The 22187-nt window shown below is 72.6% G+C and carries 21 protein-coding genes; 15 read left to right on the plus strand and 6 right to left on the minus strand.

All coding sequences use genetic code 11. The features are described 5' to 3' along the window. The first annotated feature begins 12 nt into the window (after positions 1 to 12). The 4 genes from OHA73_RS21915 to OHA73_RS21930 all read left to right on the plus strand — a co-directional run bounded on the left by OHA73_RS21915 (position 13) and on the right by OHA73_RS21930 (position 4552). A complete protein-coding gene (locus OHA73_RS21915; protein ID WP_327655914.1) occupies positions 13 to 876 on the plus strand; it encodes a ParA family protein in 864 nt (287 codons plus the stop codon). After that, positions 876 to 1700, plus strand: a complete 825-nt coding sequence (locus OHA73_RS21920) for a ParB/RepB/Spo0J family partition protein (RefSeq protein WP_327655915.1) — start codon at positions 876 to 878, stop codon at positions 1698 to 1700. Before OHA73_RS21915 ends, OHA73_RS21920 begins: the two co-directional genes overlap by 1 nt. Before the next feature lie 47 nt (positions 1701 to 1747). Continuing rightward, positions 1748 to 3157 (plus strand): IclR family transcriptional regulator domain-containing protein, encoded by a 1410-nt coding sequence (locus OHA73_RS21925; protein ID WP_327655916.1) that lies wholly within the window; start codon positions 1748 to 1750, stop codon positions 3155 to 3157. 72 nt (positions 3158 to 3229) lie between these two features. Then, on the plus strand, positions 3230 to 4552 hold the full coding sequence (locus OHA73_RS21930; protein WP_327655917.1) for a PP2C family protein-serine/threonine phosphatase: 1323 nt from the start codon (positions 3230 to 3232) through the stop codon (positions 4550 to 4552). Here OHA73_RS21930 and OHA73_RS21935 read toward each other — a convergent pair. Continuing rightward, complete coding sequence (locus OHA73_RS21935) at positions 4480 to 5115, minus strand: NAD(P)-dependent oxidoreductase (RefSeq protein WP_266711791.1); 636 nt, start codon at positions 5113 to 5115, stop codon at positions 4480 to 4482. The genes OHA73_RS21930 and OHA73_RS21935 overlap by 73 nt on opposite strands. Before the next feature lie 125 nt (positions 5116 to 5240). Between OHA73_RS21935 and OHA73_RS21940 the strand changes: the two genes are divergently transcribed. Next, positions 5241 to 5693 carry a hypothetical protein gene (locus OHA73_RS21940; RefSeq protein WP_327655918.1) on the plus strand — a complete coding sequence of 151 codons (453 nt, stop codon included), beginning with the start codon at positions 5241 to 5243 and terminating at the stop codon, positions 5691 to 5693. A gap of 36 nt (positions 5694 to 5729) precedes the next feature. Here the strand turns inward: OHA73_RS21940 and OHA73_RS21945 are convergent, their stop codons facing one another. Further along, entirely contained in the window at positions 5730 to 6161 is a 432-nt protein-coding gene (locus tag OHA73_RS21945) for an SH3 domain-containing protein (protein ID WP_266711795.1), read from the minus strand. Between the two features lie 167 nt (positions 6162 to 6328). On the opposite strand from OHA73_RS21945, the gene OHA73_RS21950 reads away from it, so the two are divergent. From OHA73_RS21950 to OHA73_RS21970, 5 genes are all read left to right on the plus strand, one after another. Then, on the plus strand, positions 6329 to 7372 hold the full coding sequence (locus tag OHA73_RS21950) for an ATP-binding cassette domain-containing protein (protein ID WP_267069930.1): 1044 nt from the start codon (positions 6329 to 6331) through the stop codon (positions 7370 to 7372). After that, the gene (locus OHA73_RS21955) at positions 7369 to 8223 is read left to right on the plus strand and encodes an ABC transporter permease (RefSeq protein ID WP_327655919.1); all 855 of its coding nucleotides are present in this window, start codon (positions 7369 to 7371) and stop codon (positions 8221 to 8223) included. The genes OHA73_RS21950 and OHA73_RS21955 overlap by 4 nt, the downstream gene beginning before the upstream one ends. Before the next feature lie 69 nt (positions 8224 to 8292). Continuing rightward, positions 8293 to 9249, plus strand: a complete 957-nt coding sequence (locus OHA73_RS21960) for a hypothetical protein (protein WP_327655920.1) — start codon at positions 8293 to 8295, stop codon at positions 9247 to 9249. Then, the gene (locus OHA73_RS21965) at positions 9179 to 9673 is read left to right on the plus strand and encodes a DUF7144 family membrane protein (protein WP_267069927.1); all 495 of its coding nucleotides are present in this window, start codon (positions 9179 to 9181) and stop codon (positions 9671 to 9673) included. Before OHA73_RS21960 ends, OHA73_RS21965 begins: the two co-directional genes overlap by 71 nt. An 86-nt stretch (positions 9674 to 9759) precedes the next feature. Next, positions 9760 to 10758 carry an endonuclease/exonuclease/phosphatase family protein gene (locus tag OHA73_RS21970; RefSeq protein WP_443063223.1) on the plus strand — a complete coding sequence of 333 codons (999 nt, stop codon included), beginning with the start codon at positions 9760 to 9762 and terminating at the stop codon, positions 10756 to 10758. A 160-nt stretch (positions 10759 to 10918) separates the two neighbouring features. On the opposite strand, the gene snpA is transcribed toward OHA73_RS21970, so the two are convergent. After that, positions 10919 to 11602 (minus strand): snapalysin, encoded by a 684-nt coding sequence (gene snpA / locus OHA73_RS21975; RefSeq protein WP_443063110.1) that lies wholly within the window; start codon positions 11600 to 11602, stop codon positions 10919 to 10921. 128 nt (positions 11603 to 11730) lie between these two features. Here snpA and OHA73_RS21980 point away from each other — a divergent pair, with 128 nt between their 5' ends. The 3 genes from OHA73_RS21980 to metG all read left to right on the plus strand — a co-directional run bounded on the left by OHA73_RS21980 (position 11731) and on the right by metG (position 17019). Then, positions 11731 to 12663, plus strand: a complete 933-nt coding sequence (locus OHA73_RS21980) for a LysR family transcriptional regulator (RefSeq protein WP_266711805.1) — start codon at positions 11731 to 11733, stop codon at positions 12661 to 12663. A 154-nt stretch (positions 12664 to 12817) separates the two neighbouring features. Continuing rightward, positions 12818 to 15130 carry a VWA domain-containing protein gene (locus OHA73_RS21985; protein ID WP_327655921.1) on the plus strand — a complete coding sequence of 771 codons (2313 nt, stop codon included), beginning with the start codon at positions 12818 to 12820 and terminating at the stop codon, positions 15128 to 15130. Between the two features lie 158 nt (positions 15131 to 15288). After that, entirely contained in the window at positions 15289 to 17019 is a 1731-nt protein-coding gene (gene metG, locus OHA73_RS21990; RefSeq protein WP_327655922.1) for a methionine--tRNA ligase, read from the plus strand. Between the two features lie 15 nt (positions 17020 to 17034). Here the strand turns inward: metG and OHA73_RS21995 are convergent, their stop codons facing one another. From OHA73_RS21995 to OHA73_RS22005, 3 genes are read right to left on the minus strand one after another with little or no spacing between them, the layout of a single operon-like run. Beyond that, on the minus strand, positions 17035 to 17859 hold the full coding sequence (locus OHA73_RS21995) for a hypothetical protein (protein ID WP_327655923.1): 825 nt from the start codon (positions 17857 to 17859) through the stop codon (positions 17035 to 17037). Further along, positions 17832 to 19265: an ABC transporter permease subunit gene (locus tag OHA73_RS22000; protein WP_267069923.1), complete on the minus strand. Its 1434-nt coding sequence runs from the start codon at positions 19263 to 19265 to the stop codon at positions 17832 to 17834. The genes OHA73_RS21995 and OHA73_RS22000 overlap by 28 nt, the downstream gene beginning before the upstream one ends. Further along, positions 19262 to 20203, minus strand: a complete 942-nt coding sequence (locus OHA73_RS22005) for an ABC transporter ATP-binding protein (RefSeq protein ID WP_327655924.1) — start codon at positions 20201 to 20203, stop codon at positions 19262 to 19264. The genes OHA73_RS22000 and OHA73_RS22005 overlap by 4 nt, the downstream gene beginning before the upstream one ends. Positions 20204 to 20324: 121 nt before the next feature. Between OHA73_RS22005 and OHA73_RS22010 the strand changes: the two genes are divergently transcribed. After that, on the plus strand, positions 20325 to 21485 hold the full coding sequence (locus OHA73_RS22010) for a sensor histidine kinase (RefSeq protein ID WP_327655925.1): 1161 nt from the start codon (positions 20325 to 20327) through the stop codon (positions 21483 to 21485). A 32-nt stretch (positions 21486 to 21517) separates the two neighbouring features. Next, the gene (locus tag OHA73_RS22015; protein ID WP_327655926.1) at positions 21518 to 22186 is read left to right on the plus strand and encodes a response regulator transcription factor; all 669 of its coding nucleotides are present in this window, start codon (positions 21518 to 21520) and stop codon (positions 22184 to 22186) included. Position 22187 lies beyond the last annotated feature (1 nt).

Below are 22187 nucleotides of genomic sequence, written 5' to 3' on the forward strand. Positions count from 1 at the left end.
TAGGGAGCTTTCGTGGCAAACGTACACGTGATCCTCAATCAGAAGGGCGGCGTGGGCAAGTCCACGCTCGCCGTGAACCTCGCGGCCGTCACCGCCGACGTGCTCGGCGCGGGCGCCCCCGACGCCGAGCGGCCGCCCGTCGTCGCCGTCTCCATCGACCCGCAGGGCTCGGCCGTGTGGTGGTCGGAGCGGGTCGGAGAGGGCCTCCCCTTCGACTTCGTGCAGGCCCACGACGACCTCTCGGGGCTCGCGGCGCTCTCCCGTATCCCGTCCGCCCAGCACGTCTTCGTCGACACCCCGGGCTGGCTCGACCTCGCCGACGACGACGGCACCGACCCTCTCGGCAAGGGCGCGGCAGCCGACGCCCTGCGCGCGGTGCTCTCCAACGCCACCGACGTCATCGTCCCCATCGAGCCGGAGCCGCTCGGCTTCCAGCCCACGCAGCGCACGGTGGAGCGGGTCGTGAAGCCCCGCGGACTGCCCTTCCGCGTGGTCATCAACAACTGGGACCCGCGCGACGGCAAGGCCGATCTGGCGCAGACCCGCGCGTTCGTCGAGGCGCAGGACTGGCCGCTCGCGCGCACCGTCGTGCGCCACTACAAGCTGCACACGCGGGCCAGCGCGGACGGCCTCGTCGTCACGCAGTACGGCGCCAACCGGGTCGCGCTCCAGGCCCGCGAGGACTTCTTCCGGCTCGCCCTGGAGGTGGGCCTCGCGGCGATCCCGGCCCCGGCCCGCAGCACCAAGAAGACGGCCAAGAAGGCCGACGCGAAGACCACCAAGAAGGCCGCCACTCCGGCTGCCGCGAAGACCGCCACGAAGACCGCCACGAAGCCCGCCGCCAAGTCCTCCCGCAGCAAGAAGGTGACCGTCTGATGGGGCGTCGTACCGACCTGTCCTCGCTCCTGTCCTCCGAGAAGGCGGCCGCCGAGGAGCAGGCCGCGGCGCCCGCCCAGCGCAGACGCCCCGACACCAAGCCGCTCACCGTCGCGATCGGCGACCTCACCGAGAACCCGGACAACCCGCGGCACGAGCTGCGCGACCTCGACGGGCTCGCCGAGACGGTCCGCGAACGCGGCGTCCTCCAGGCCCTCGGCGTCGTCTCCGCCGCCGTCTTCCTCGCCGCGCGCCCGCACCACAAGGAGGCCGTGGGCAAGGCCCCGTACGTCGTCCTGCACGGCCACCGGCGGCTCGCGGCGGCCCGGATGGCGGGCCTGGACGAGGTTCCGGTCCTGGTCAGGGACGATGCGACGCGTTCCGACGAGGACGCGCTGATCGAGAACGTGCAGCGCGACGACCTCACGGAACTGGAGCAGGCGCAGGCCATCCAGGGCCTGATCACCTCCTACGGCTACTCGCAGCGCCAGGTCGCCGCCCGGATCGGCAAGACGCAGGGCTTCATCTCCCAGCGCCTGTCGCTGATGAAGCTGCGCGAGGACATCCAGGAGGCGCTCGCCGACGGCCGTGTCTCCATCGAGGACGCCCGCCGCATCGCCCGCCTCCCGAAGGAGGAGCAGGTGCTCCCCGGCGAGCCGGATGCCGCCGCGACCGTCCCGGCCGCCCGCAAGGAGAAGCGCGGCCGCGATTACGGCGTAATCAAGATCGACAGCCGGGGGACCCCGGACGATGTGGTCGAGGCGCTGCGTCGGCATCTGGCCCCCGCCACCCTCGACCGGATCATCGAACTGCTCGGCCGATAGTCGACTGTGTCGTCCACGCGGTCTCCGTGGTCGCTTACCGTGGCCCCGTGCTCGAAGTGCCGACCGTGCCGTCCCCGTCCGTGACCCCGCAGCCGCCCGCCGAGGCCGTCGCCCCGCTGATGCGCGGCCTCGACGTGCTGCGGAGTCTCACGGCCGCCGACAGCGGGGACGGCACGCTCGCCCTCGCCGACCTGGCCCGCACCACGGGCCTGGCCCGCTCCACGGTCGACCGGATCTGCGCGACCCTCGCCCATCTGGGCTTCGTACGCCTCGACGGGCGTGACGCCTCGCTCGCCCCGCCCCTGATGACCGTCGCCAACGCCTGCCTGGACGCGCTGCGGGTGCCGGGGGTCCTCGGCCCGCTCGCCGACGAACTGGCCGACGAGCTCGACGAATCCGTCTCCCTCGCGGTCCCCGACGGCGACGGCATCCGCTTCGTCCACCAGGTGCTGCGCAGGCGCGCCCTGTCCATCAGCTTCCGGGTGGGCGACGCGCTGCCGGGGGGTGGGTGTGCGCCGGGGCTGGTCTTCCGGGACGGCCTTTCCCTCGCGGTCGACGATCAGTTGGTGGAGCGGGGGCTGGTCGCGGTGGCGGTGCCGGTGAGGGGTCCTGACGGTTCCGTGGTCTGTGCCCTGAGCGTGGTGAGCCATACGAGCCGGCATGCCGCCGGGGAGCTGGCGGGGGCGGTACGGGGGCCGTTGGAGGCGTGTGTGCGGTCGATGGAATCCGTGCTGGCCACCTCTTCCCACGCCTCGGGGCGCCGCCCCGGACCCCGCGCCTCAAACGCCGGCGGGGCTGATATTGAACGCGCCCCAGTTGTGTCCCTCGCCAGGGGCCTCCGCGTCCTTACCGCCTTCGACAGCGCCCACCCCACCCTGACGCTCACCGAGATCGCCGAGGCCACCGGGCTCGCCCGTGCGACGGCCCGCCGCGCCCTCATCACCTACGAGCACCTCGGCTACGTGACCCACGAGGACCGCGCCTTCCGTCTCACCCCGCGCGTCCTCACCCTCGGCTGCGCCCCGCTCTCCCGCACCACGCTCCCCCGCATCGCCGCTCCGCACCTCGCGGCCCTGTCGAAGCGGCTCGGTGAATCCGTCGGCCTGTCCGTGCCGGACGGCGACCGTGTGCGGTGCACCGCGCGGGTGACGCCGCGCCGGGTCATGAGCGTCGACATCGGCGTCGGCTCCCGGCTGCCCGCGAAGGACACGGCCGCCGGGCTGCTGCTCCGGGGCGACGGGGAGTCGGCCGTGGCCGACGGGCCCGAGGCAGGGCTGCGGTCCGTCGCCGTGCCGGTGCGGGACCGGGCGGGCCGGGTCGTCTCCGCGCTCGACGTCACCGCCCACCAGGGCCGCGGGGACGACGACGCGTGGACCGAGGCGCTGCGGGACACCGCGGCGCTGATCGCGGCGGACCTGCACGTGACCTCACGCTTCGTGAGCGTCCCGGTGCACTGAGACCCGGATCTCACCGGCGTACGGACCTTGGTCCCTACTCCTCGCGACGAATGCCCCGCATTCTCATATGTGATGACATCCCGCAGCTCCAGCAGCTTCTACTCCTCGATCCGTGGCGCGGCTCCCTCCGCCTCCCGCCCCACGGGCGGCTGGCGTGCCGTGGTGCTGCTCGTCGCGGTGATGGCGCTCATCATCACGACGCTCGACGTGGCGACGCCCGCGGACTTCCGGGCGCGCGCCCTGCTCGGCCTCGTGCCGATCGTCGTGGCGCTGCTCGCCCCCGTGATCGTCACCGCCGTCGTCACCGGGCTGCTGATCATCGCCTACCTGGGGCTGCAGGCCGTGGCGCCGCTGCCGAGCGGCGGCTGGGCCGTGCTCGGCCCGCTGATGATCGGCACCGGTGGCCTGCTCGGCGTGCTCATCGCCCGTCGCAGGGAGGAGCAGCGGGCCCGCCTCCAGGCCCTCACGGACATCGCCGAGGCCACGCAGCGCGCGGTGATGCGCGGACTGCCCGAGCGCTTCGAGGACCTGCGCATCGCCGACTTCTACCAGCCCGCCGCCCGCGCGGCCCGCGTCGGCGGCGACTGGTACGACTTCCAGCCCTCGCCGTACGGGGTGCGCGCCGTCCTCGGCGACGTCAGCGGCAAGGGCCTGCCCGCGGTGTCCGCGTCGGCGTGGCTGCTCGGCGCGTTCCGGGAGGCGGCGTACCACGAGGAGCGGATCGACGAGGTGGCCCGGCGCCTGGAGATCGCCATGCAGCGCTACAGCGCCTGGACCCGGCTCACGAACGACGAGGGCCTCACGGACGCGTTCTCCACCGGACTGCTGCTGCACTTCCCGCCGACGTCCCCCGATGTGGTCGACGTCGTCAACTTCGGGCACGAGCCGCCGCTGGTCGTCACCGCGGACGGCCGCGTGCACACCCCCGACCTCCCGGCCGGACTCCCCCTCGGCATGGGCACGCTGAGCGCCGCGGGGCCCGGCGTGGCCCGGCTGCCCTTCGGGGTCGGGGACACGCTGATCCTCTTCACCGACGGCGTGACCGAGTGCCGTGACGAGGACGGCACCTTCTACCCCGTACGCGAGCGGCTGCCGCGACTGGTGTCCCCGCGCGGCGCGCAGGACCCGCCCGAGGCGCTGCTGCGCCGCCTGGCGGAGGACCTGCGCGAGCACCGGTACGGCCCGCCGAGCGACGACGCCGCGATCACCGTGCTCCGCAGGACCGCGGAGCGCGCGCCGTACCAGAACGAGGCGGACGCCGAGCTGTACGCGTACCGGCCGAAGGAGGAGACCGCGGACTCGGCCGTTCAGGGGGCCGTGGCTCAGTACGCCACCGACATGCGCTTCCTGGAGTGCGCGTCGCGCTCGATCTCGTCGACGAAGGCCAGCGCGTAGTCCTCCGCGCTGATCCGGCTCTCGCCGTTCGCGTCCTGCATCAGCCGGTCGCCGCCGACCCGGAACTCCTCGGTGCGCTCCCCCGGGCCGATCTCCGCGGCCGGCGAGATGTACGTCCAGTCGAGGTCGTCGACCGTGCGCAGATACGCGAGCACGTCCCGGTGCGCGAGCGCCTCGCCGCGGTACGCGTCGGGGAAGTCCGGCTGGTCCGCCAGCGCCTCGCCCGGCGCGACCTCCAGGCTGCCCGCCCCGCCGACCACCACGAGCCGCGCGACCCCGGACCCGCGCACCCCGGCGACCACGGACTGGTTGAGCGCGAGGAACGGCTTCTGCGGGTCGGATCCGTCACGGGGCGGCGCGAGGGCGGAGGCCACGGCGTCGTGCCCGCCCGCGAGTTCCGACAGCCGCTGCACGTCGGAGACGTCCGCCGCGACGGCCGTGACACCGGCGACGGGAACGTCGCCCGAGCGGCTGACGGCGGTCACGCTGTGGCCGCGGCCCAGGGCCTCTGCGGCGATACGGCTGCCGACCATGCCGGTGGCGCCCAGGAGCAGGATGTTCATGCGCTCAGCGAAACACGGAGCGCCACCGCGCGCATGTTGCGAAGGGCGTGCCACGAGAGGTCAATGGAAGGCGAAGAAAGCGGAACTCGGGGCATCCGAGGGGGCCTGGCAGAAAGGAGCCCGTCATGGCTCAGCATGCGGCACCCGCACCCGGACGTGGCACCACCGGACGCAGCACCGCCGGACGCGGCACCAGTAGTGCTGCTCTCTCCCCGACGAGCGCGGCCGTCGTCGTTCCCGTCGTGACCGGCATCGCGTACGGCTTCTGGGCGGCGAGCATCGACCGCTTCGGCGGCGAGGTCACCGGAGGCAACATCGCGCTCGGCTTCGTCACGGGCATCATCGTGGCGGCGCTCTGCTTCGGCATCCACCACTGGTCGAAGCAGCAGGCGGGCCGGCACTTCCTCGCGCGGGCCTCGGCCTGGGGCGCGTTCGCCGGCATCGCGGTCGGCTTCCTGCACAGCCTCTCGGATCCCGCGATCCTGTGGTCGATCATGCTCGGCCTGATCGTCGGGGCGTCCACGTTCGTGGGCACGTACTACCGGTACTACTCGGCGAGCGAGTACGCACCCGTATAGAACGTACGTTCTATCGCTCCGACGCATGATGCCGAACTAGTACGTGACGCCGAACTCCCGGGTCTCGGTCTCCCGGTAGTACCAGCCGCTCGGGCCGTGGTCATGATCGTGCCGCGGCCCGTCGGACGGTGCCCCGGACGTACAGCTCGGCACGCCGTGGCCGCCGGTGTCGACGTACGCGGCGCTGGCCCAGCCGCGGGCGCCGGTGAACCAGTACCAGGTCGAGGTGCCGTGCACGGACGAGCCGTCGGTGGCGCACTCGATACGGTCCTGGCTGCCCGGCGCGAGCCGGTACACGACGGATGCCGAGGTGCTCGGCCCCGAGCGCAGGTTGAGATCGGACTGCGAGACGACCGTCCCCCAGACGACGTCCCCGCTGTTCGCACTGGCCGGTGCCGCGGCGGTCACGGCGAGCAGTCCGCCCGCCAGAAGCCCGGCGGCAGCCAGGGCCGGAGTGGTTCGGCGCATGATCGGCCTCCCAAAAGTGAGCCCAAGATCCCCACGCCCCCACGTCCAGGAAACACCCGTTCGGCCCAGTGCTCCACCGGAGACCCGGTGGCGCGGAGCGGGCGGCCGATGAGTTCCCGTCGCAGCCCCGGTCTTCCTCTGTGACGTGACCGAGAGGGGCACCCGACATGAGCACCACCGCCACCACGACCGGCCTGGCCATCGAGACCGCGGGCCTCGTCAAGACCTTCGGCGACAACCGCGCCGTCGACGGCATCGACCTGACCGTCCCGGCCGGCACGGTCTACGGAGTGCTCGGGCCGAACGGCGCGGGCAAGACCACCGCCGTGAAGATGCTCGCCACGCTGCTGCGGCCCGACGCGGGCGAGGCCCATGTTTTCGGCCACGACGTGGTGCGCGAGGCCGACGCGGTGCGCTCCCGCGTCAGCCTCACCGGACAGTACGCGTCGGTCGACGAGGACCTGACGGGCCACGAGAACCTCGTGCTGCTCGCCCGCCTGACCGGCCACGGCAAGAAGCCTGCGGCCGCGCGCGCCGACCAACTACTCGACGCCTTCGGCCTGTTGGATGCCGCAAGCCGCCAGGTGAAGAACTACTCGGGCGGCATGCGGCGCCGTATCGACATCGCCGCGTCCATCCTCAACACCCCCGACCTGCTGTTCCTGGACGAGCCGACCACCGGGCTCGACCCGCGCAGCCGCAACCAGGTGTGGGAGATCGTCCGCGCGGTCGTCGCGCAGGGCACGACGGTCCTGCTGACCACCCAGTACCTCGACGAGGCCGACCAGCTGGCGGCCCGGATCGCCGTCATCGACAAGGGCCGCGTGATCGCCGAGGGCACCAAGGGCGAGCTGAAGTCGTCGGTCGGCTCCGGATCCGTCCACGTACGCCTGCGCGACGCGGACCAACGACCGGACGCCGAGCGGCTGTTGAACACCGTGCTCGACGCCCAGGTGGTCCTGGAGCCCGACCCCGTGGCGCTCACCGCCCGCGTCGGCGGCGCCGACAACGGCCGGGGCGCGGCCGAGCAGGCCTCCCGCGCGCTCGCCGAACTGGCCGCCGCCCGCATCACCGTGGACACCTTCGCCCTCGGCCAGCCCAGCCTCGACGAGGTGTTCCTGGCCCTCACCGACCAGCCCGTGCAGGACCAGAACCCTGTACAGGACCCGAAGTCCGGACAGGACCAGAAGTCCGAGGAGGCGACGGCATGAGCATCACGACCACCCCCAGTACCGAAGCGCAGGAGCTCGCCCCGGTCAGCGCCGAGTCCCTCGCCGAGCTGCTCATCGCCAAGGAACGCCCGCCCCGGCCCAGCGCCGTGTCCACGTCGCTCACCTTCGGCTGGCGCGCGATCCTCAAGATCAAGCACGTGCCGGAGCAGCTCTTCGACGTCACGGCGTTCCCCGTGATGATGGTGCTGATGTACACGTACCTGTTCGGCGGCGCCCTGGCAGGCTCCCCGAGCGAGTACATCCAGTACCTGCTGCCCGGCATCCTCGTGATGTCGGTCGTGATGATCACGATGTACACGGGCATCTCGGTCAACACCGACATCGAGAAGGGCGTCTTCGACCGCTTCCGTACGCTCCCGATCTGGCGCCCGTCCGTGATGGTCGGGTACCTCCTCGGCGACGCCCTGCGCTACACGATCGCGTCCGTCGTGATGCTCGCGGTCGGCCTGATCATGGGGTTCCGGCCGGACGGCGGGGTGCTCGGCGTCGTCGCGGCCATCGCGGTCCTGCTGGTCTTCTCCTTCGCGTTCTCGTGGATCTGGACGATGTTCGGGCTGCTGCTGCGCACCGAGAAGTCGGTGATGGGCGTCAGCATGATGGTGATCTTCCCGCTGACGTTCCTCAGCGACATCTTCGTGAAGCCCGAGACGATGCCGGGCTGGCTGCAGGCCTTCGTCAACAACAACCCGGTCACGCACGTCGCGTCCGCCGTGCGCGGCCTGATGGACGGCGACTGGCCGACGGCCGAGGTGCTGTGGTCGCTGGGCTGGGCGGCGCTGCTGATCGCCGTGTTCGGGCCGATCACGATGCGCCTCTACAACCGCAAGTAGGCCCTGGGCGGTAGTCCGTATGCAGGCACCCCGGTCGCGCACGGCGCGGCCGGGGCCTTGCCTGGAACGGTGATCCGAAGAACCGCCTCCGCCGTTCTGCTCGTCCTCGCCTGCCTCCTCGTCCCGCTCGGCACGCTCTCCACCTGGGCGAAGTACGAGATCGGGGACAGCGACCGGTACGTGTCCGCGATGGCGCCGCCGGCCGGCGACCCGGACGTGCAGAACGCGGTCGCCGACGCGGTGACCACGGGGGTCATGAAGAACCTCGACGTGGGCGCGCTCGCATCGGTCGTCGAGGACTATCTGCACGACGCGGTCGTCTCGTTCACGGACACCGACGCCTTCCGGGGCGCCTGGAACACCGCGAACCGCGCCGCCCACGACGCCGTGCAACAGGCCCTCGACGAGGGCACCACGGGGCCCGTCACGCTCGACCTGGCCCCCGTCACCCGGCAGGTCAAGCAGCAGCTGGAGGAGAACGGGGTGCCGTTCGCCGAGCGGATCCCGGTCGCCCACACCGAGGTCACCCTGCTGTCCGCCGGCGACCTGGCCGGGCTGCGGAAGGGCTTCCACGCCTTCCAACTCGCGGGCCCCTGGCTCCCGTTGGCCGCCGTCGTGTGCGCCGTCGCGGGCCTCGCGCTCGCCCGGCGGCGCCGTCCCGCGCTCGCCCTGACCGCCCTCGGCGCCGCCCTGGGCGCGGCCGCGCTGCTCATCGCGCTGCCGCTCGCCCGCGCGTTGACGCTCGAAGACATCTCCGACGCGGCGAACAAGGCGGCGACCGCCGCGGTCTACGACGCCCTGACCTCGCCGATGCGGACCGCGTCGTGGGTGATCCTCGCGGTGGGCGTGGTGGTGGCGCTCGCGGTGTGGCTCGGCCGGCACCCGTTCAGCCGCGCGCGGAATGCCGCCTCCCTGCTCCGGCGCGAGCATTCCAGTGACACGAGGAGGCGCCCGCATGACACAAACACCGCCGGAAACCGAGAAGACGACCGCCTGGTCCCAGGACCACCGCACGCCCGACCCTGACCCCACGCTCGGCGAGAGCCCGCGCGGCGCCTGGGCGGCCGGCGGCACCCTGTTCGCCGGCGTCCTGATGCTGGTCAGCGGCTGCCTCGGCGTCCTCAACGGGATCGCCGCCATCGCCAAGGACGACGTCTACAGCCGGATCGGCGACTACGTCTACGCCTTCGACCTCACCACGTGGGGCTGGATCCACCTGGTCATCGGCGCGCTCGTCGCGGTCACCGGCTGGGGCGTGCTCAAGGGCCAGGACTGGGCGCGCGGCGCGGGCATCGCCCTCGGCGCGCTCTACGTCGTCGAGTACTTCCTGTTCCTGCCGTACGCGCCCGTGTGGTCGCTCATCTCCATCGCCATCGGCGTCTTCGTCATCTGGGCCCTCGCCACGGACCACGGCCGCGCGCCCAACCCCGGGGCCGCCAAACCGGCCTGACAGCGGGGCGCCCCGGCTAACCTGGAGGGCTCCGAACAGACCGGTACGGAGACGGGGGCCGGGTCTTGGACCAGCGACAGCAGCACATCACGGACGAAGCGCCCGGCGCCCCGCGGTACGAACCGCGGGGCGCCGGGCGCCGCCGTGTGAACAGGACGGGGGCGTGGGCGGCGGCGCTGCTGCTCGTCGGGGTGAGCGTGGTGGTCGGCTGCCGGGCCGCGGACCGCGACGCGGTGACCCCCGTCCCCCAGCTCCTCGCGTTCCTCCCTTGGCTGATCGCGCCCACGGCCGCCGCCCTGCTCCTCGCGCTGCTGTCGCGCTGGCGTACGGGGCTGGTCTGGGGCCTCGCCGTACTCGGCGCGCTCGCCTGGTACATGGAGCCGTACGGGACGGACGGCGAGCCGGACGGCGCCCCCGTCTCCGGCGTCCGGGTGCTGGCGTCCAACGTCCAGTTCAGCCGCGGCACCAACGCGCTGATCGACACGGTCGCCCGGCACCGCCCCGACATCGTCTTCGTCGAGGAGTGCGGGCAGCCCTGCCGGGACGCGCTGGACCGCGAGTCGCTGCGCACCCGCTACCCGCACCGGCAGGCCGTGGCGGCGGACGGCTCGGAAGGCTCGATGATCCTCAGCAGGTTCCCGCTGAAGGCGGCGCCGACGGTGGCAGGGACGATGGGCATGCCGGCCGCCACCGCCGACGTACGCGGTCACGCGGTGCGCCTCCAACTCGTGCACCCCATGCCGCCGTTGCCCGACCAGGTGGGCCTGTGGAAGACGGAGCTGGGCCGCCTCGCGGACGCGGCGCGGGCCACCGAAGGGCCCGGGATCATGGCGGGGGACTTCAACGCGACGCAGGATCACGCGGCGTTCCGCCGGATCCTCGACGCGGGGCCGCTGCACGACGCGGCCCGCCTCACCGGCCACGCCCGCACCCCGAGCTGGCCGTCGACCGCGCCCGGACCGCTGGGCACGCAGATCGACCACGTACTGGTGACCGACGACTTCTCGGCGGACAAGGCCCGCTTCATCGACCTCGCGGACACGGACCACCGGGCGCTCCTGGTGGACCTGACGCTGCACGGCTGAGCGCACCGGGCCGCCGCCCGTGGGGAGACGGGCGGCGGCCGGGTGAGGGAAGAGAGACGGCGGCCCGCTGCGGTCAGTTCGCAGGTGGGGGCCGGGCCGCGCGCCTCGTCCGTCGGATCCGCCAGGGCCTGACGGGAGTTCGAAGACAGGCCCTGGGGCCCTAGCGCAGCTCGGCCTCGGCCTTGTGCAGGGCCTTGGCGAACCCGTTGGCCCACAGGGATTCCACCTGTGCCTTCTCGTTCGCGTCCGGGTTCGAGTTGGTGCACGAGGGGCCAGGACCGCCGCCCGACATCAGCTCACTGCACGGCCCCTCGTAGTGATCGGGGAGGCCGAGCACATGGCCCGTCTCGTGCGTGGTCACGCGCGTGGAGTCGTACTCCTGGTTCTGCGCGTAGTCCAGGAAGACGTAGCCGCTGCCGTGCCCGTCCGTCGACGCGTACGAACCGCGCGAGTCGTTCCCCTCGCGGTACGAGAAGTCGCCCCCGCCGGACGAGGCCTGGAGCTTCACGTTCGACACCGACGCGTTCCAGATCGACGCGCTGCTCGCTATCTGCTGCTGGAAGGTGGGCGCTTGTGAGGCGTCGTACGAGACGGTGACGGACTGGGCGCCTGGGTTGGCGGCCCGCTTCTCGGCGACGGACTTCAGGACGGCCTGGAAGAAGGCCTTGTTGGCGGCGGCCTCCTCGGCGGAGCCGGCGTAGTGCGAGCCGACGTAGTGCGCGACCCGCTCCGTGGACCCGGAGGACGAGGCGGACGCGGGGGCCGCGGCGAGGGCGGCGACGGTGAGCCCGGCGCCGAGGGCGCAGGCGAGCAGACGAACAGATGTGGGGGGTGTCATGTTCATGCGTGAGAGTCTGGGGCGGACGGGACGCACGAGGTAGATGCCACTGCGCGATAACTCCGCGTTATCCCCACACAGTTGACGCTGGTGACTCTGGTGCGACGTACGGGACCGGCCTACGCTCGACGCCCATGGAGCTGGAAGTGCGGCACCTGCGCGTCCTGTGCGCGATCGAGGACACCGGCAGCCTGCACAAGGCGGCCCGTCACCTGGGCATGACCCAGCCCGCCCTCAGCACCCAGCTGCGCCGCATCGAGGACCACCTCGGCGGCCGCCTGTTCACCCGCGAACGCACCGGCTGCCGCGCGACGCCGCTCGGCCGCACCCTGCTCACGCGGGCCCGCCCGCTGGTGGACGACCTGCGCGCGCTGGTCGACGAGACGCGCGCGATGGCGCAGGACTCGGCCGGTGGCCTCCTGCGCATCGGCTCCACGGCCAGCCGCGCGATACCGGGCTGGCTGCGCCGCCTGCGCGCGAGTTCGCCGCACGAGCCGTCGCTGCGCATGGACGTCTCGGCGCACGCGCTGCTCCGCCTGGTGGCCGAGGGCGGCCTCGACGTGGCGTTCGTCCACGAGGTGGAGGGCAGCCCCCTGCGCATACCGGAGTCCCTGACCTGCAAGGTCCTCCTGGCCCGCGAACCCCAGTACGTCTCCCTGCCGGCGGACCATCCGGCGGCCGGCAGCCCGGTCGTGCGTCTGACGGACCTGGCGGAGGACCGGTGGATGATCGACCCGACGGTGGACGGCGAATGGGACGGCCTGCTCCGGGCGTTCCGCTCCGCGGGCCTCAACCCCCGTGTCCTGCACGGTGATTACCTGACCGCGTCCAACCTCGTCGCGACCGGCGAGGTGGTGACGCTCTGCCAGCCGACCTCGCTCGCCCGCCCCGACATGGCCATCCGCCCTCTTGAGGGCGACCCGGTCGCCGTACGCCTCCTCCTCGCGGCCCGCTCCGCACCCGTCCTGGACGCGGTTCTGCCGGCCCTGCGGGAGGCCTATTGGGAGTCGGCACACCAGTCACCGGCGTATCGGACACGTCTCACGGAGTCGGGCGTGATCGACTGAATCCATACAGAAAGGGCGGCAGTTGTCCGCTCGGTCGAACGACCCGACCCTGCCCAAGATCACGGTCCGTGGCGGCTAACCTTACGTGTCCACCCTGGCCAGGGGTTCCAGGGAGCAGGGACGTCGGGGACAACTCATGCGGAAGGTTGCGCACATGGGCATTCTGGATCTGCTGCGGAACGCATTCGGGCGATCGCGCAAAAAAGACGAGACCGCTGCCGCCGCGGACCCAGCGCCTGCCGCTGCCGCTTCCGACCAGGCGCCAACGGTCCCCGCTCCGTCCAAGGGCGAAGCCGACGACCTGGTCTCGGCCGCCTTCGACAACATCTCGGTCCCGAAACCGTCGAGCCCGGTGGGCGGCGAGCGGCTGCCGCGGGAGCCTGCGGCGGAGCGGGGCGAGGCGGAGGCGCCGACCGGGGAGAAGTCCGAGGCTGCGGCGCCGGCCGAGGAAGAGGCTGCGGCTCCGGCCGAGGCGGAGGCTGCGGCTCCGGCCAAGGCGGAGGCTGCGGCTCCGGCCAAGGCGGAGGCTGCGGCTCCCGCCGAGGCGGAGGCTGCGGCTCCCGCCGAGGAGAAGACCGCGGCTCTGGCCGAGGAAGAGGCAGCGGCCCCCGCCAAGGCGGAGGCTGCGGCTCCGACCGAGGAGTCGACTTCGACCGAGCGGAAGACGGAGGCTGCGGCCGAGGAGACGCCTTCGGCCGAGCCGAAGACGGAGGCTGCGGCACCGGCGGAGGCCGAGACGGCCGCTGCTGAGACTCCGTCGGAGGATGCGGCCGAGGCGGAAGCTGCGGCGTCGGCCGAGGTCACGGCAGCGGCTCCGGCCGCGGCCGAGGAGAAGGCCGAGCCCAAGTCTGAGGATGCGGCGGCGGCTCCGACTGCGGCCAAGGAGAAGGCAGAGGCGGCGAACGCGGCGGCTCCGGCCAAGGACAAGGCAGAGGCTGCGGCTCCGGCCAAGGCAGAGGCTGCGACCTCGGCGCCGGCGGAGCCCGAGATCGGGACCGAGGCCAAGGACAACGCCGAGGGCGCGACCGTCGCCGCGGCCGAGACCAAGGCCAACGCCGAAGCCCCGGCCCCCGCCAAGGTCGCGACCAAGGGCGAGGCCAAGGTCGAGGCCGAAGCCCCGGCCCCCGCCGAGGCCAAGACCAAGGCCGCCGCCCCCGCCGCGAGCAAGACCAAGGCCAAGAAGGCAGCCCCCGCCAAGGGCAAGGCCAAGGCTGCGGCTCCCGCCGCGAGCGAGACCAAGGTCGACACCGAAGACGCGGCCTCCGCTGTGGGCAAGGCCAAGACCGAGGACGCCACCCCCGCCGAGGCCGAGACCAAGGTCGACGCCGAGGCTGCGGCCCCCGCCAAGGCCAAGGCTGCGAAGCCCGCCAAGGGCAAGTCCAAGGCCGACACTGAGGCCCTGGCCCCCGCCGAGGCCAAGGCTGCCGCCCCCGCCAAGAGCGAGACCAAGGCCGAGGCCAAGGTCGAGGCCGAGGATGCGGCGGCCCCCGCTGTGGGCAAGCGTCCCGCAGGGCGGGACGGGTGGGCACAGCCCCCGGTGCAGGCCGAAGAGGACAAGGGGGCCGACCCCGTCACGGCGGAGGAGCCCACCCCGGCTCAGGCCGACAAGACCGAGGAGCCCACCCCGGCCCAGGCCGAAGAGACGGAAAAGGTCGACCCTGTCGCGGCGAAGACCCCGGCTCAGGCCGAAGAGACCAAGGACGTCGACCCCACCCCGGTAAAGACCCCGGCCCAGGCCGACAAGACCGAAAAGGTCGACCCCGTCGCGGCGAAGACCCCGGCTCAGGCCGAAGAGACCAAGGACGTCGACCCCACCCCGGCCGAGATCAAGACCCGCGCTCCCGGCCTGGAGGCCGCCCACCAGGCCGCCGGCACCGCCCTCAAGACCCGCGGCCTCACCGGCACCCGCGCCACGGTCTACCTCGTCCTGGACCGCTCCGGCTCCATGCGCTCGTACTACAAGAACGGCTCGACCACCGCCCTCGCGGAGCAGACCGTCGCGCTGGCCGCCCACCTCGACACCCGCGAGACCCCCACCGTCCACACGGTGATCTTCTCGACGGACATCGACGCCTCCGGAGACCTCACCCTGGACGCGTACGAGGGCAAGGTCGACGCCTGGCACGCGGAGGCGGGCCGGATGGGCCGCACCAGCTACCACCGCGCCATCGAGGAGATCGTCGCGCACCACGAGAAGTCGGACGACCCGAAGGCCCCGGCCCTGGTGATCTTCCAGACGGACGGCCCCCCGGACGTCCAGCGCCCGGCGAACGAGGCCCTCGCGAAGGCGGCCGAGCGCCCCCTCTTCTTCCAGTTCGTGACGTTCGGCGACCCGGACTCGAAGAACTTCGACTACCTCCGCAAGCTGAAGGCGGAGAACGCCGCGGTCTTCCACGCGGGCGAGACCCCGCTGGAACTCACGGACGCGGAGCTCTACAAGGGCCTCTTGGAGGCCTGGCGCCCGTAACCCCCGCCCCGTAACCCCGCTCTCCCCCAAGAGCCCCCGATACCCCATGGCCGTCCGCGCAGTAAAACACCGCGCGGGCGGCCACCCCATGTCGGCTACGATTTCTAGATTCCACTCACGTCAATTCCATTCACGTCACAACCCGGGAGCAGCCCCCGATGGCTCGACACCTCATCACCAGCGCCCTTCCGTACATCAACGGGATCAAGCACCTGGGCAACATGGTGGGGTCCATGCTCCCGGCCGACGTGTACTCCCGTTACCTGCGCCTGCGCGGCCACGACGTGCTGTACATCTGCGCGACGGACGAGCACGGCACGCCCGCCGAGCTGGCGGCCAAGGAGCGCGGCATCCCGGTCGCCGAGTTCTGCGCGCAGGCGCACGACGCGCAGAAGGCGGTCTACGACGGGTTCGGTCTCGCCTTCGACCACTTCGGCCGCAGCTCGTCGCAGCAGAACGCGGAGATCACCCAGCACTTCGCCCGCAAGCTGAACGAGAACGGGTTCATCGAGGAGCGCTCGATCCGGCAGGTGTACTCGCCCGCCGACGGCCGCTTCCTGCCCGACCGTTACGTCGAGGGCACCTGCCCGCACTGCGGCTACGACAAGGCCCGCGGCGACCAGTGCGAGAACTGCACGCGCGTCCTCGACCCCACCGACCTGATCGACCCGCGCTCCGCGATCTCCGGCTCCACCGAGCTCGAGGTCCGCGAGACCAAGCACCTCTTCCTCCTCCAGTCGAAGCTGCAGGTCGAGGTCGAGGCGTGGATCGACGAGGTCGCCGACGAGTGGCCGCAGCTCGCGTCCTCCATCGCCCGCAAGTGGCTGACCGAGGGTCTCAACGACCGCTCGATCACCCGCGACCTGGACTGGGGCGTCCCGGTCCCGGCGGACACGTGGCCGGAGCTTGCGGCCGACGGCAAGGTCTTCTACGTATGGTTCGACGCCCCGATCGAGTACATCGGCGCGACGAAGGAGTGGGCCGACCAGGCCCCCGACGGTGAGACGCGCGACTGGAAGTCGTGGTGGTACGAGCCGGCCGGCGCCACCGACGTCCGGTACACGGAGTTCATGGCGAAGGACAACGTCCCGTTCCACAGCGTCATGTTCCCGGCGACGGAGATGGGCATCCGTGAGCCGTGGAAGAAGGTCGACTACCTCAAGGCCTTCAACTGGCTGACGTACTACGGCGGCAAGTTCTCCACGTCGCAGAAGCGCGGTGTCTTCACCGACCAGGCCCTGGAGATCCTCCCGGCCGACTACTGGCGCTACTTCCTCATCGCGAACGCGCCGGAGTCGGACGACTCGTCCTTCACCTGGGAGCACTTCACGGCGACGGTGAACAAGGACCTGGCCGACACCCTCGGCAACTTCGTCAACCGCGTCCTGTCCTTCTCCCGCAAGCGCTTCGGCGACGACGTCCCGGCGGGCGGCGAGCCGGGCGAGGCGGAGACGAAGCTCGGCCAGGAGATCTCCACGCTCCTCGCCGAGTACGAGACCCAGATGGAGGCCCTCCAGTTCCGCAAGGCCGCGGCGGCGCTGCGCGCCCTGTGGTCGGCGGGCAACTCCTACCTGGAGGAGAAGGCCCCCTGGCTGGAGATCAAGACCGACAAGGACGCGGCCGCGCTGACCCTCCGTACGGCGATGAACCTCATCCGCCTCTACGCGGTGGTCTCCGAGCCCTTCATCCCGGCGTCGGCAGCCGCCATGCGCGCGGCGTTCGACCTCCCCGGCGACGACGCCTCGTGGGTCACCCCCGAGGAGGCCACGTCCCTGACCACGGTCCCGGCCGGCACCCCCTTCACCGTCCCCCCGGTCCTCTTCGCGAAGATCACCGACGAGGACCTGGAGTCCTACAAGGAGCGCTTCGGCGGCGAGCCCGCCGCCTAGGGCCTGTCGGCGGGCTCAGGCGTCCCGGCGCCTGAGCACCGCCCACCCCACCACCAGCGCCCCGCCCGCGTAGGCGGCGAGGACGGCGATGCCGGTCCAGGGGGCGAGTGGGGCCGTGCCGGGGCCGGTCGTCGTCTGGACGGCGAGGCCCGCCGTCATCGGGGAGAACTTCTGGACCCGGTGCAGCACGTGCTCCGGCATCGTGATGATCAGCGTGGCCAGGTAGGGCCCGTACAGCAGCGCCATCACCGCCCCGACGGCTGCCGCCGCGTGCCGCACCATCAGCGCCACCCCCACGCTCAGCAGCGCGACGAGCAGCAGATAGACGGCCGTGCCGAGCGTCGCCCGCCACAACTCGGGCGAGGAGAGCGGGAGTTGGGGGAATCCTGACGATCCCGGCGAGTCCGATGGTCCCGATGATCCCGACAGGACGGCGCGGCCCGCCGCCAGGGAGCCGAGGACCGCGGGGAGCGCCGCCGCCAGGACCGCCGCCGCCGTCACCGCCGCCTTCGCCAGGAACACCGTGGTGCGCCGCGGGTTCGCCGCGAGGGTCGTACGGATCATGCGCGGGTACTCGCCGCAGACCACGCCGATCGCGACGAGCGCGGCCGCCGTCTGCGCCAGGTACACCCCGGACAGGGACAGTGCGGTCGGCGCGAGGACCCCCGACTGCCCCTCCTCGGCGCTCGCCGCGATCAGCGCGGTGAACGCGATCATCGCCCCGGTCAGGGACACCACCGTCCACAACTGCCCGGGAACGGTACGGAGTTTGGTCCACTCGCCGTGCACGGCGCGCGCCGCGCCCGCCGCCGTCATACGTCCCGCCCGGTCAGCCGCCACCGCGCCGCCCCGAGCACCACCACCACGTACAGGCACAGCACCCCGAAGCCCGCCCACGGTGTGATGACGGTGTCGAGGAGCCGGCGGGTCTGCTGGACCGCGAGGCCGGCCGTCGGCGTGGCCCGGCCGACGAAGTCGCTGAAGCCGATGGACGTGCTCTGCGCGACGATCGGCAGCACCACGAACGTCACGATCATCAGGACCACCGCCGGCACCGCGCGCCGCAGCAGCGCCCCGACCCCCAGGCTCAGCACGGCGGCCAGCGCCAGGAACGCGGCGCTGCCGACGATCGCCCGCATCGTCGCCGGGTCGGTGAGGGAGAGCTCGGGGAAGAGCGGCGGGGCGAAGCCGTTGTCGCGCAGGGCGGGGCGGGCGACGAGGAACTCCGCCACGCTCGCGACCAGGCCCACGACGAAGACCGTCGCGCCGAGGACGAGCGCCTTCGCGGCGAGCACCCGGCCGCGCCGCGGGCTCGCGGTGAACGTGGTGCGCACCGTCCCGGTCTTGTACTCGGACGTGATGAACAGGACGCCGAGGGCGATCACCGCGATCGTCGCGATCTGGATGCCGTCGTCGAGCGCCATCTTGACCAGGTCGGGCTGTCCGCCGAGCTGTCCGACGCCGCCCATGCCGAGGCCGCCCAGGTCACCGCTGCCGGTGATCGTGAAGGTGCCGGCCTGCTCACGGAAGGGCTTCGGGTCGGCGACGGGGTCGGCCATCTCGCCCTTCTTCACGGTCTGCTTGATGTCCGTCTGCCGCCAGCCGCCCTTGCCCTGCGCGGGGAAGGCGACATGGTCGAAGACCGCCCTGCCGAGCGTGGCCTCGGGGTGCATGCGCAGGTCGCCGGGGCCGCTGCGCTCCTCCTTGCCGTCCATCGGCGACGTGACGAAGAGGCCCGCCTCGGCGGTGGCCGGCAGCCCGGCGACGGTGAGCGTGCCGACCTTGGTCCAGGCACGGCCGTCGGCGGACTCGTAGCCGGTGACCCGGTCCCCGGACCGTACGAGCCGCAGCCAGCGCGGTGCGTCCGCGCCGCCGGAGCCGGTCAGTTCGTGCTTCCCGTCGGCCATCATCCGCACGCCGTGCTCCGGCGTCACCATCAGGGCGGCGTACGAGGATCCGCTCGCGGTGCCGTCCTTCAGGAGCAGCCCCGCCTTCGCCCAGCCGGCACTGTTCTTCTGCGCGGCGACGCGCACGGTGAAGGTGCCGTCGCCCGCGGCCGTCCGGTGCACGAAGGACGAGGCGTCGTACTTCTTCGGGCCGCCGTAGCCGAACTGGCTGCCGTTCGCCGACGCGACGGTCAGCAGCAGGCTGAGGGCGAGCAGCGCGATCAGGGCGAGGGGGGTGCTGCGGACGCTGCGCAGCTTGGTCCACTCGGCGCGCACGGCACGGACCATCGGCGACCTCATGAGGACGCCTCCTGTGCGCTCAGTCCGGTAGCGGCGAACTCCGTTGCCGCACCGGTGAGTTCCATGTACGCCTCCTCCAACGTGGCCCGGTGCCGGGACAGTTCGGAGAACGGAATGTTGTGCGCGCCGAGCCGGGCGACGACCTCCTCGGCGGCCAGACCGGTGACGGTGAGCGCGTCGGGGCCGGTCACGGCGACGGTGGCGTCGGCGCCCGCGAGGACCGCCAGGGCCTCGGCGCGCCGACTGGTGCGCAGGGCGACGCGCTCGCCGGACGCCTCGTCGAGCAGCGCGGCGACGTCGGTGTCGGCGAGCAGCCGCCCCCGGCCGATCACGATGACGTGGTCCGCGGTGTCCTGAAGTTCGCTCATCAGGTGCGAGGAGACGAGGACCGTACGCCCTTCTGCCGCAAGGGACTTGAGGAAGCGTCGGATCCACTGGATGCCCTCGGGGTCCAGTCCGTTGACCGGCTCGTCGAGGATCAGCACGGGCGGATCGCCGAGCAGCGCGGCCGCGATGCCGAGCCGCTGGCGCATCCCGAGGGAGAAGCCGCCCGCGCGCTTCTTCGCGGCGGAGGCGAGGCCGACCTGGTCGAGGACGAGGTCGACGCGGCGGCTCGGCAGCCCGTTGTAGTGGGCGAGCCACAGCAGATGGTCGCGGGCCCGGCGGCCCGGGTGCAGCGCCTCGCAGTCGAGCAGCGCGCCGACGGTGGACAGCGGGTCGGCGAGCCGCGTGTAGTCCTGCCCGCCGATGAGCGCGGCTCCACTGTCGGGCCGGTCGAGCCCGAGCATCATCCGCAGCGTCGTCGACTTCCCGGCCCCGTTGGGCCCGACGAACCCGGTCACCCGCCCCGCCTCGACGGTGAAGCTGAGCCCGTCCACGGCCACGGTGGCCCCGTACCGCTTGCACAGCCCGCGGGCCTCGATCGTCATATCCGTCATGCCAGTTGACGTTAGGGACCGGGCGCCGCGGCGGCGTCCCGCCCGGGCGTGGTCTCCCGGAGGAGCCGCTCCCCCCGCAGGGGGACGCCGCCCGCGCCCCGGCCCGCCGATAATGACCGCCATGACGGGGACCTGGACCACGGCACGGGCACGGGCCCAGCGCGCGGCCACCGCACGTGACCTGCCGCTGCTCGCCGCCACGGTCCTGGCCCTCGCGGCCCTCGCCGAGGTCACCGGGCAGAGCCGCGACCCGGCCCCCGAACTCCCCGGCCTGCTCGCCCTGGCGCTGGGCGCGACGGCCCCCCTCGCCTTCGTCCGCTCCCAGCTCCTGCTCACCGCCACGGCCCTCACCGCGGCCGCGCTGCTCGCCCCCCTCACGTACGGCCAGACGCTGTACGCGGGCCTCCCGGCGCTCGCCGCCGCCCTGTACCTGGTGGGGCGGCGCGGTCCTGGCCGCACCGCCGTCCTGTTCGCCGTGCCCTTCACCGCGTACGCGCTCACGGACGACAGCGGCCCCTACGGCGTCGTCCTCCTCGCGGGCGCGGCGGCCGCGCTCACCGCAGGCGGCGCCCGGCGCGCGCAGGCCGAGGCGGCCCGCCGCAGCGCCGCCGACTGGGCGTACGCGGACACGACCCTCGCCCACGCGGCGCTCGGCGAACGGGCCCGTATCGCAAGGGAGTTGCATGACATCGTGGCCCACCACATCTCGACGATCTCGGTGCAGGCGGAGACGGCCAGATACACGACGCCCGGTCTGCCGCCGGAGGGCGCCGAGCGTTTCCTGGCGATCGGCGACACCGCCCGGCTCGCCCTCACCGAGATGCGCCGGCTGCTCGGCGTCCTGCGCGAGGACGCCCCCGCCGAACCCGCCGCGGCCGCGCCCCGCTCCCCGCAGCCGGGCCTCGACCAGCTCGTCACCCTCGTCGACGAGGCCCGCGCGGCGACCGGCACCGCCGTCCGCCTCATCGTCCGCGGCCACGTCACCGCCCTCGACCCCGGCCTGGAACTCACCGCGTACCGCATCGTCCAGGAAGCCCTGACCAACGCCCGCCGGCACGCGCCGGGCGTCGCCGTGGACGTCGAACTGCACTACATGGAGAGCCAGTTGGCGATACGCGTACGGGACTGCGGACCGGGCACGGGCCCCGGCGAGCCGGGCCACGGCCTGCTCGGCATGCGCGAACGCACGGCGATGGCGGGCGGCACCCTGCGCGCGGGCCCGGCACCGGCAGGCGGCTTCCTGGTGGAGGCGTCCCTGCCGGTCAAGGGCCCCGCCGTATGAACGCCCCCCTGAACGCCCCCATGAATGCCTCCATGAGCGCCATCCGGATCGTCGTCGCCGACGACCAGGACGTCGTACGGGCCGGATTCGGCGCGCTTCTCGACAGCCAGGACGACTTCACTGTCGTGGGCAGCGCACCCGGCGGCGTCGAAGCGGTCCGCGTCTGCCGCGAGGTCCGCCCCGACCTGGTCCTGATGGACGTCCGCATGCCCGGAATGGACGGCATCGAGGCCACTCGCCGCATCGCGCGCGACCTGCCCGCGACCCGCGTCGTGATGCTGACGACCTTCGACCTCGACGAGTACGTGTACGACGCGCTCGCCGCAGGCGCCAGCGGCTTCCTGCTCAAGGACATGCAGGCCGAGCGGCTCTTCGAGGCGGTGCGTGTGGTCGCCGCGGGCGAGGCGCTGCTCGCGCCGACCGTCACCCGCCGCCTGATCGCCGAGTTCACCCGGCTCCGCCCGCGCGCGGTCCCCGAACAGGCCCTCGCCGTCGACGCGTTGACCCCGCGCGAGCGCGAGGTGCTGCGACTGATCGCCGAGGGCCTGTCCAACCAGGAGATCGCCGGACGCCTCGTGGTCGGCGGCGAGACCGTGAAGACCCACGTCAGCCGGGTCCTCGCCAAGCTCGGCGTCCGCGACCGGGCGCAGGCGGTGGTGGCGGCGTACGAGTCGGGACTCGTGGTGCCGCGCTCGGGGTGAG

This window comes from Streptomyces sp. NBC_00483 (genome assembly GCF_036013745.1).
In the GTDB taxonomy this organism is placed as follows: domain Bacteria; phylum Actinomycetota; class Actinomycetes; order Streptomycetales; family Streptomycetaceae; genus Streptomyces.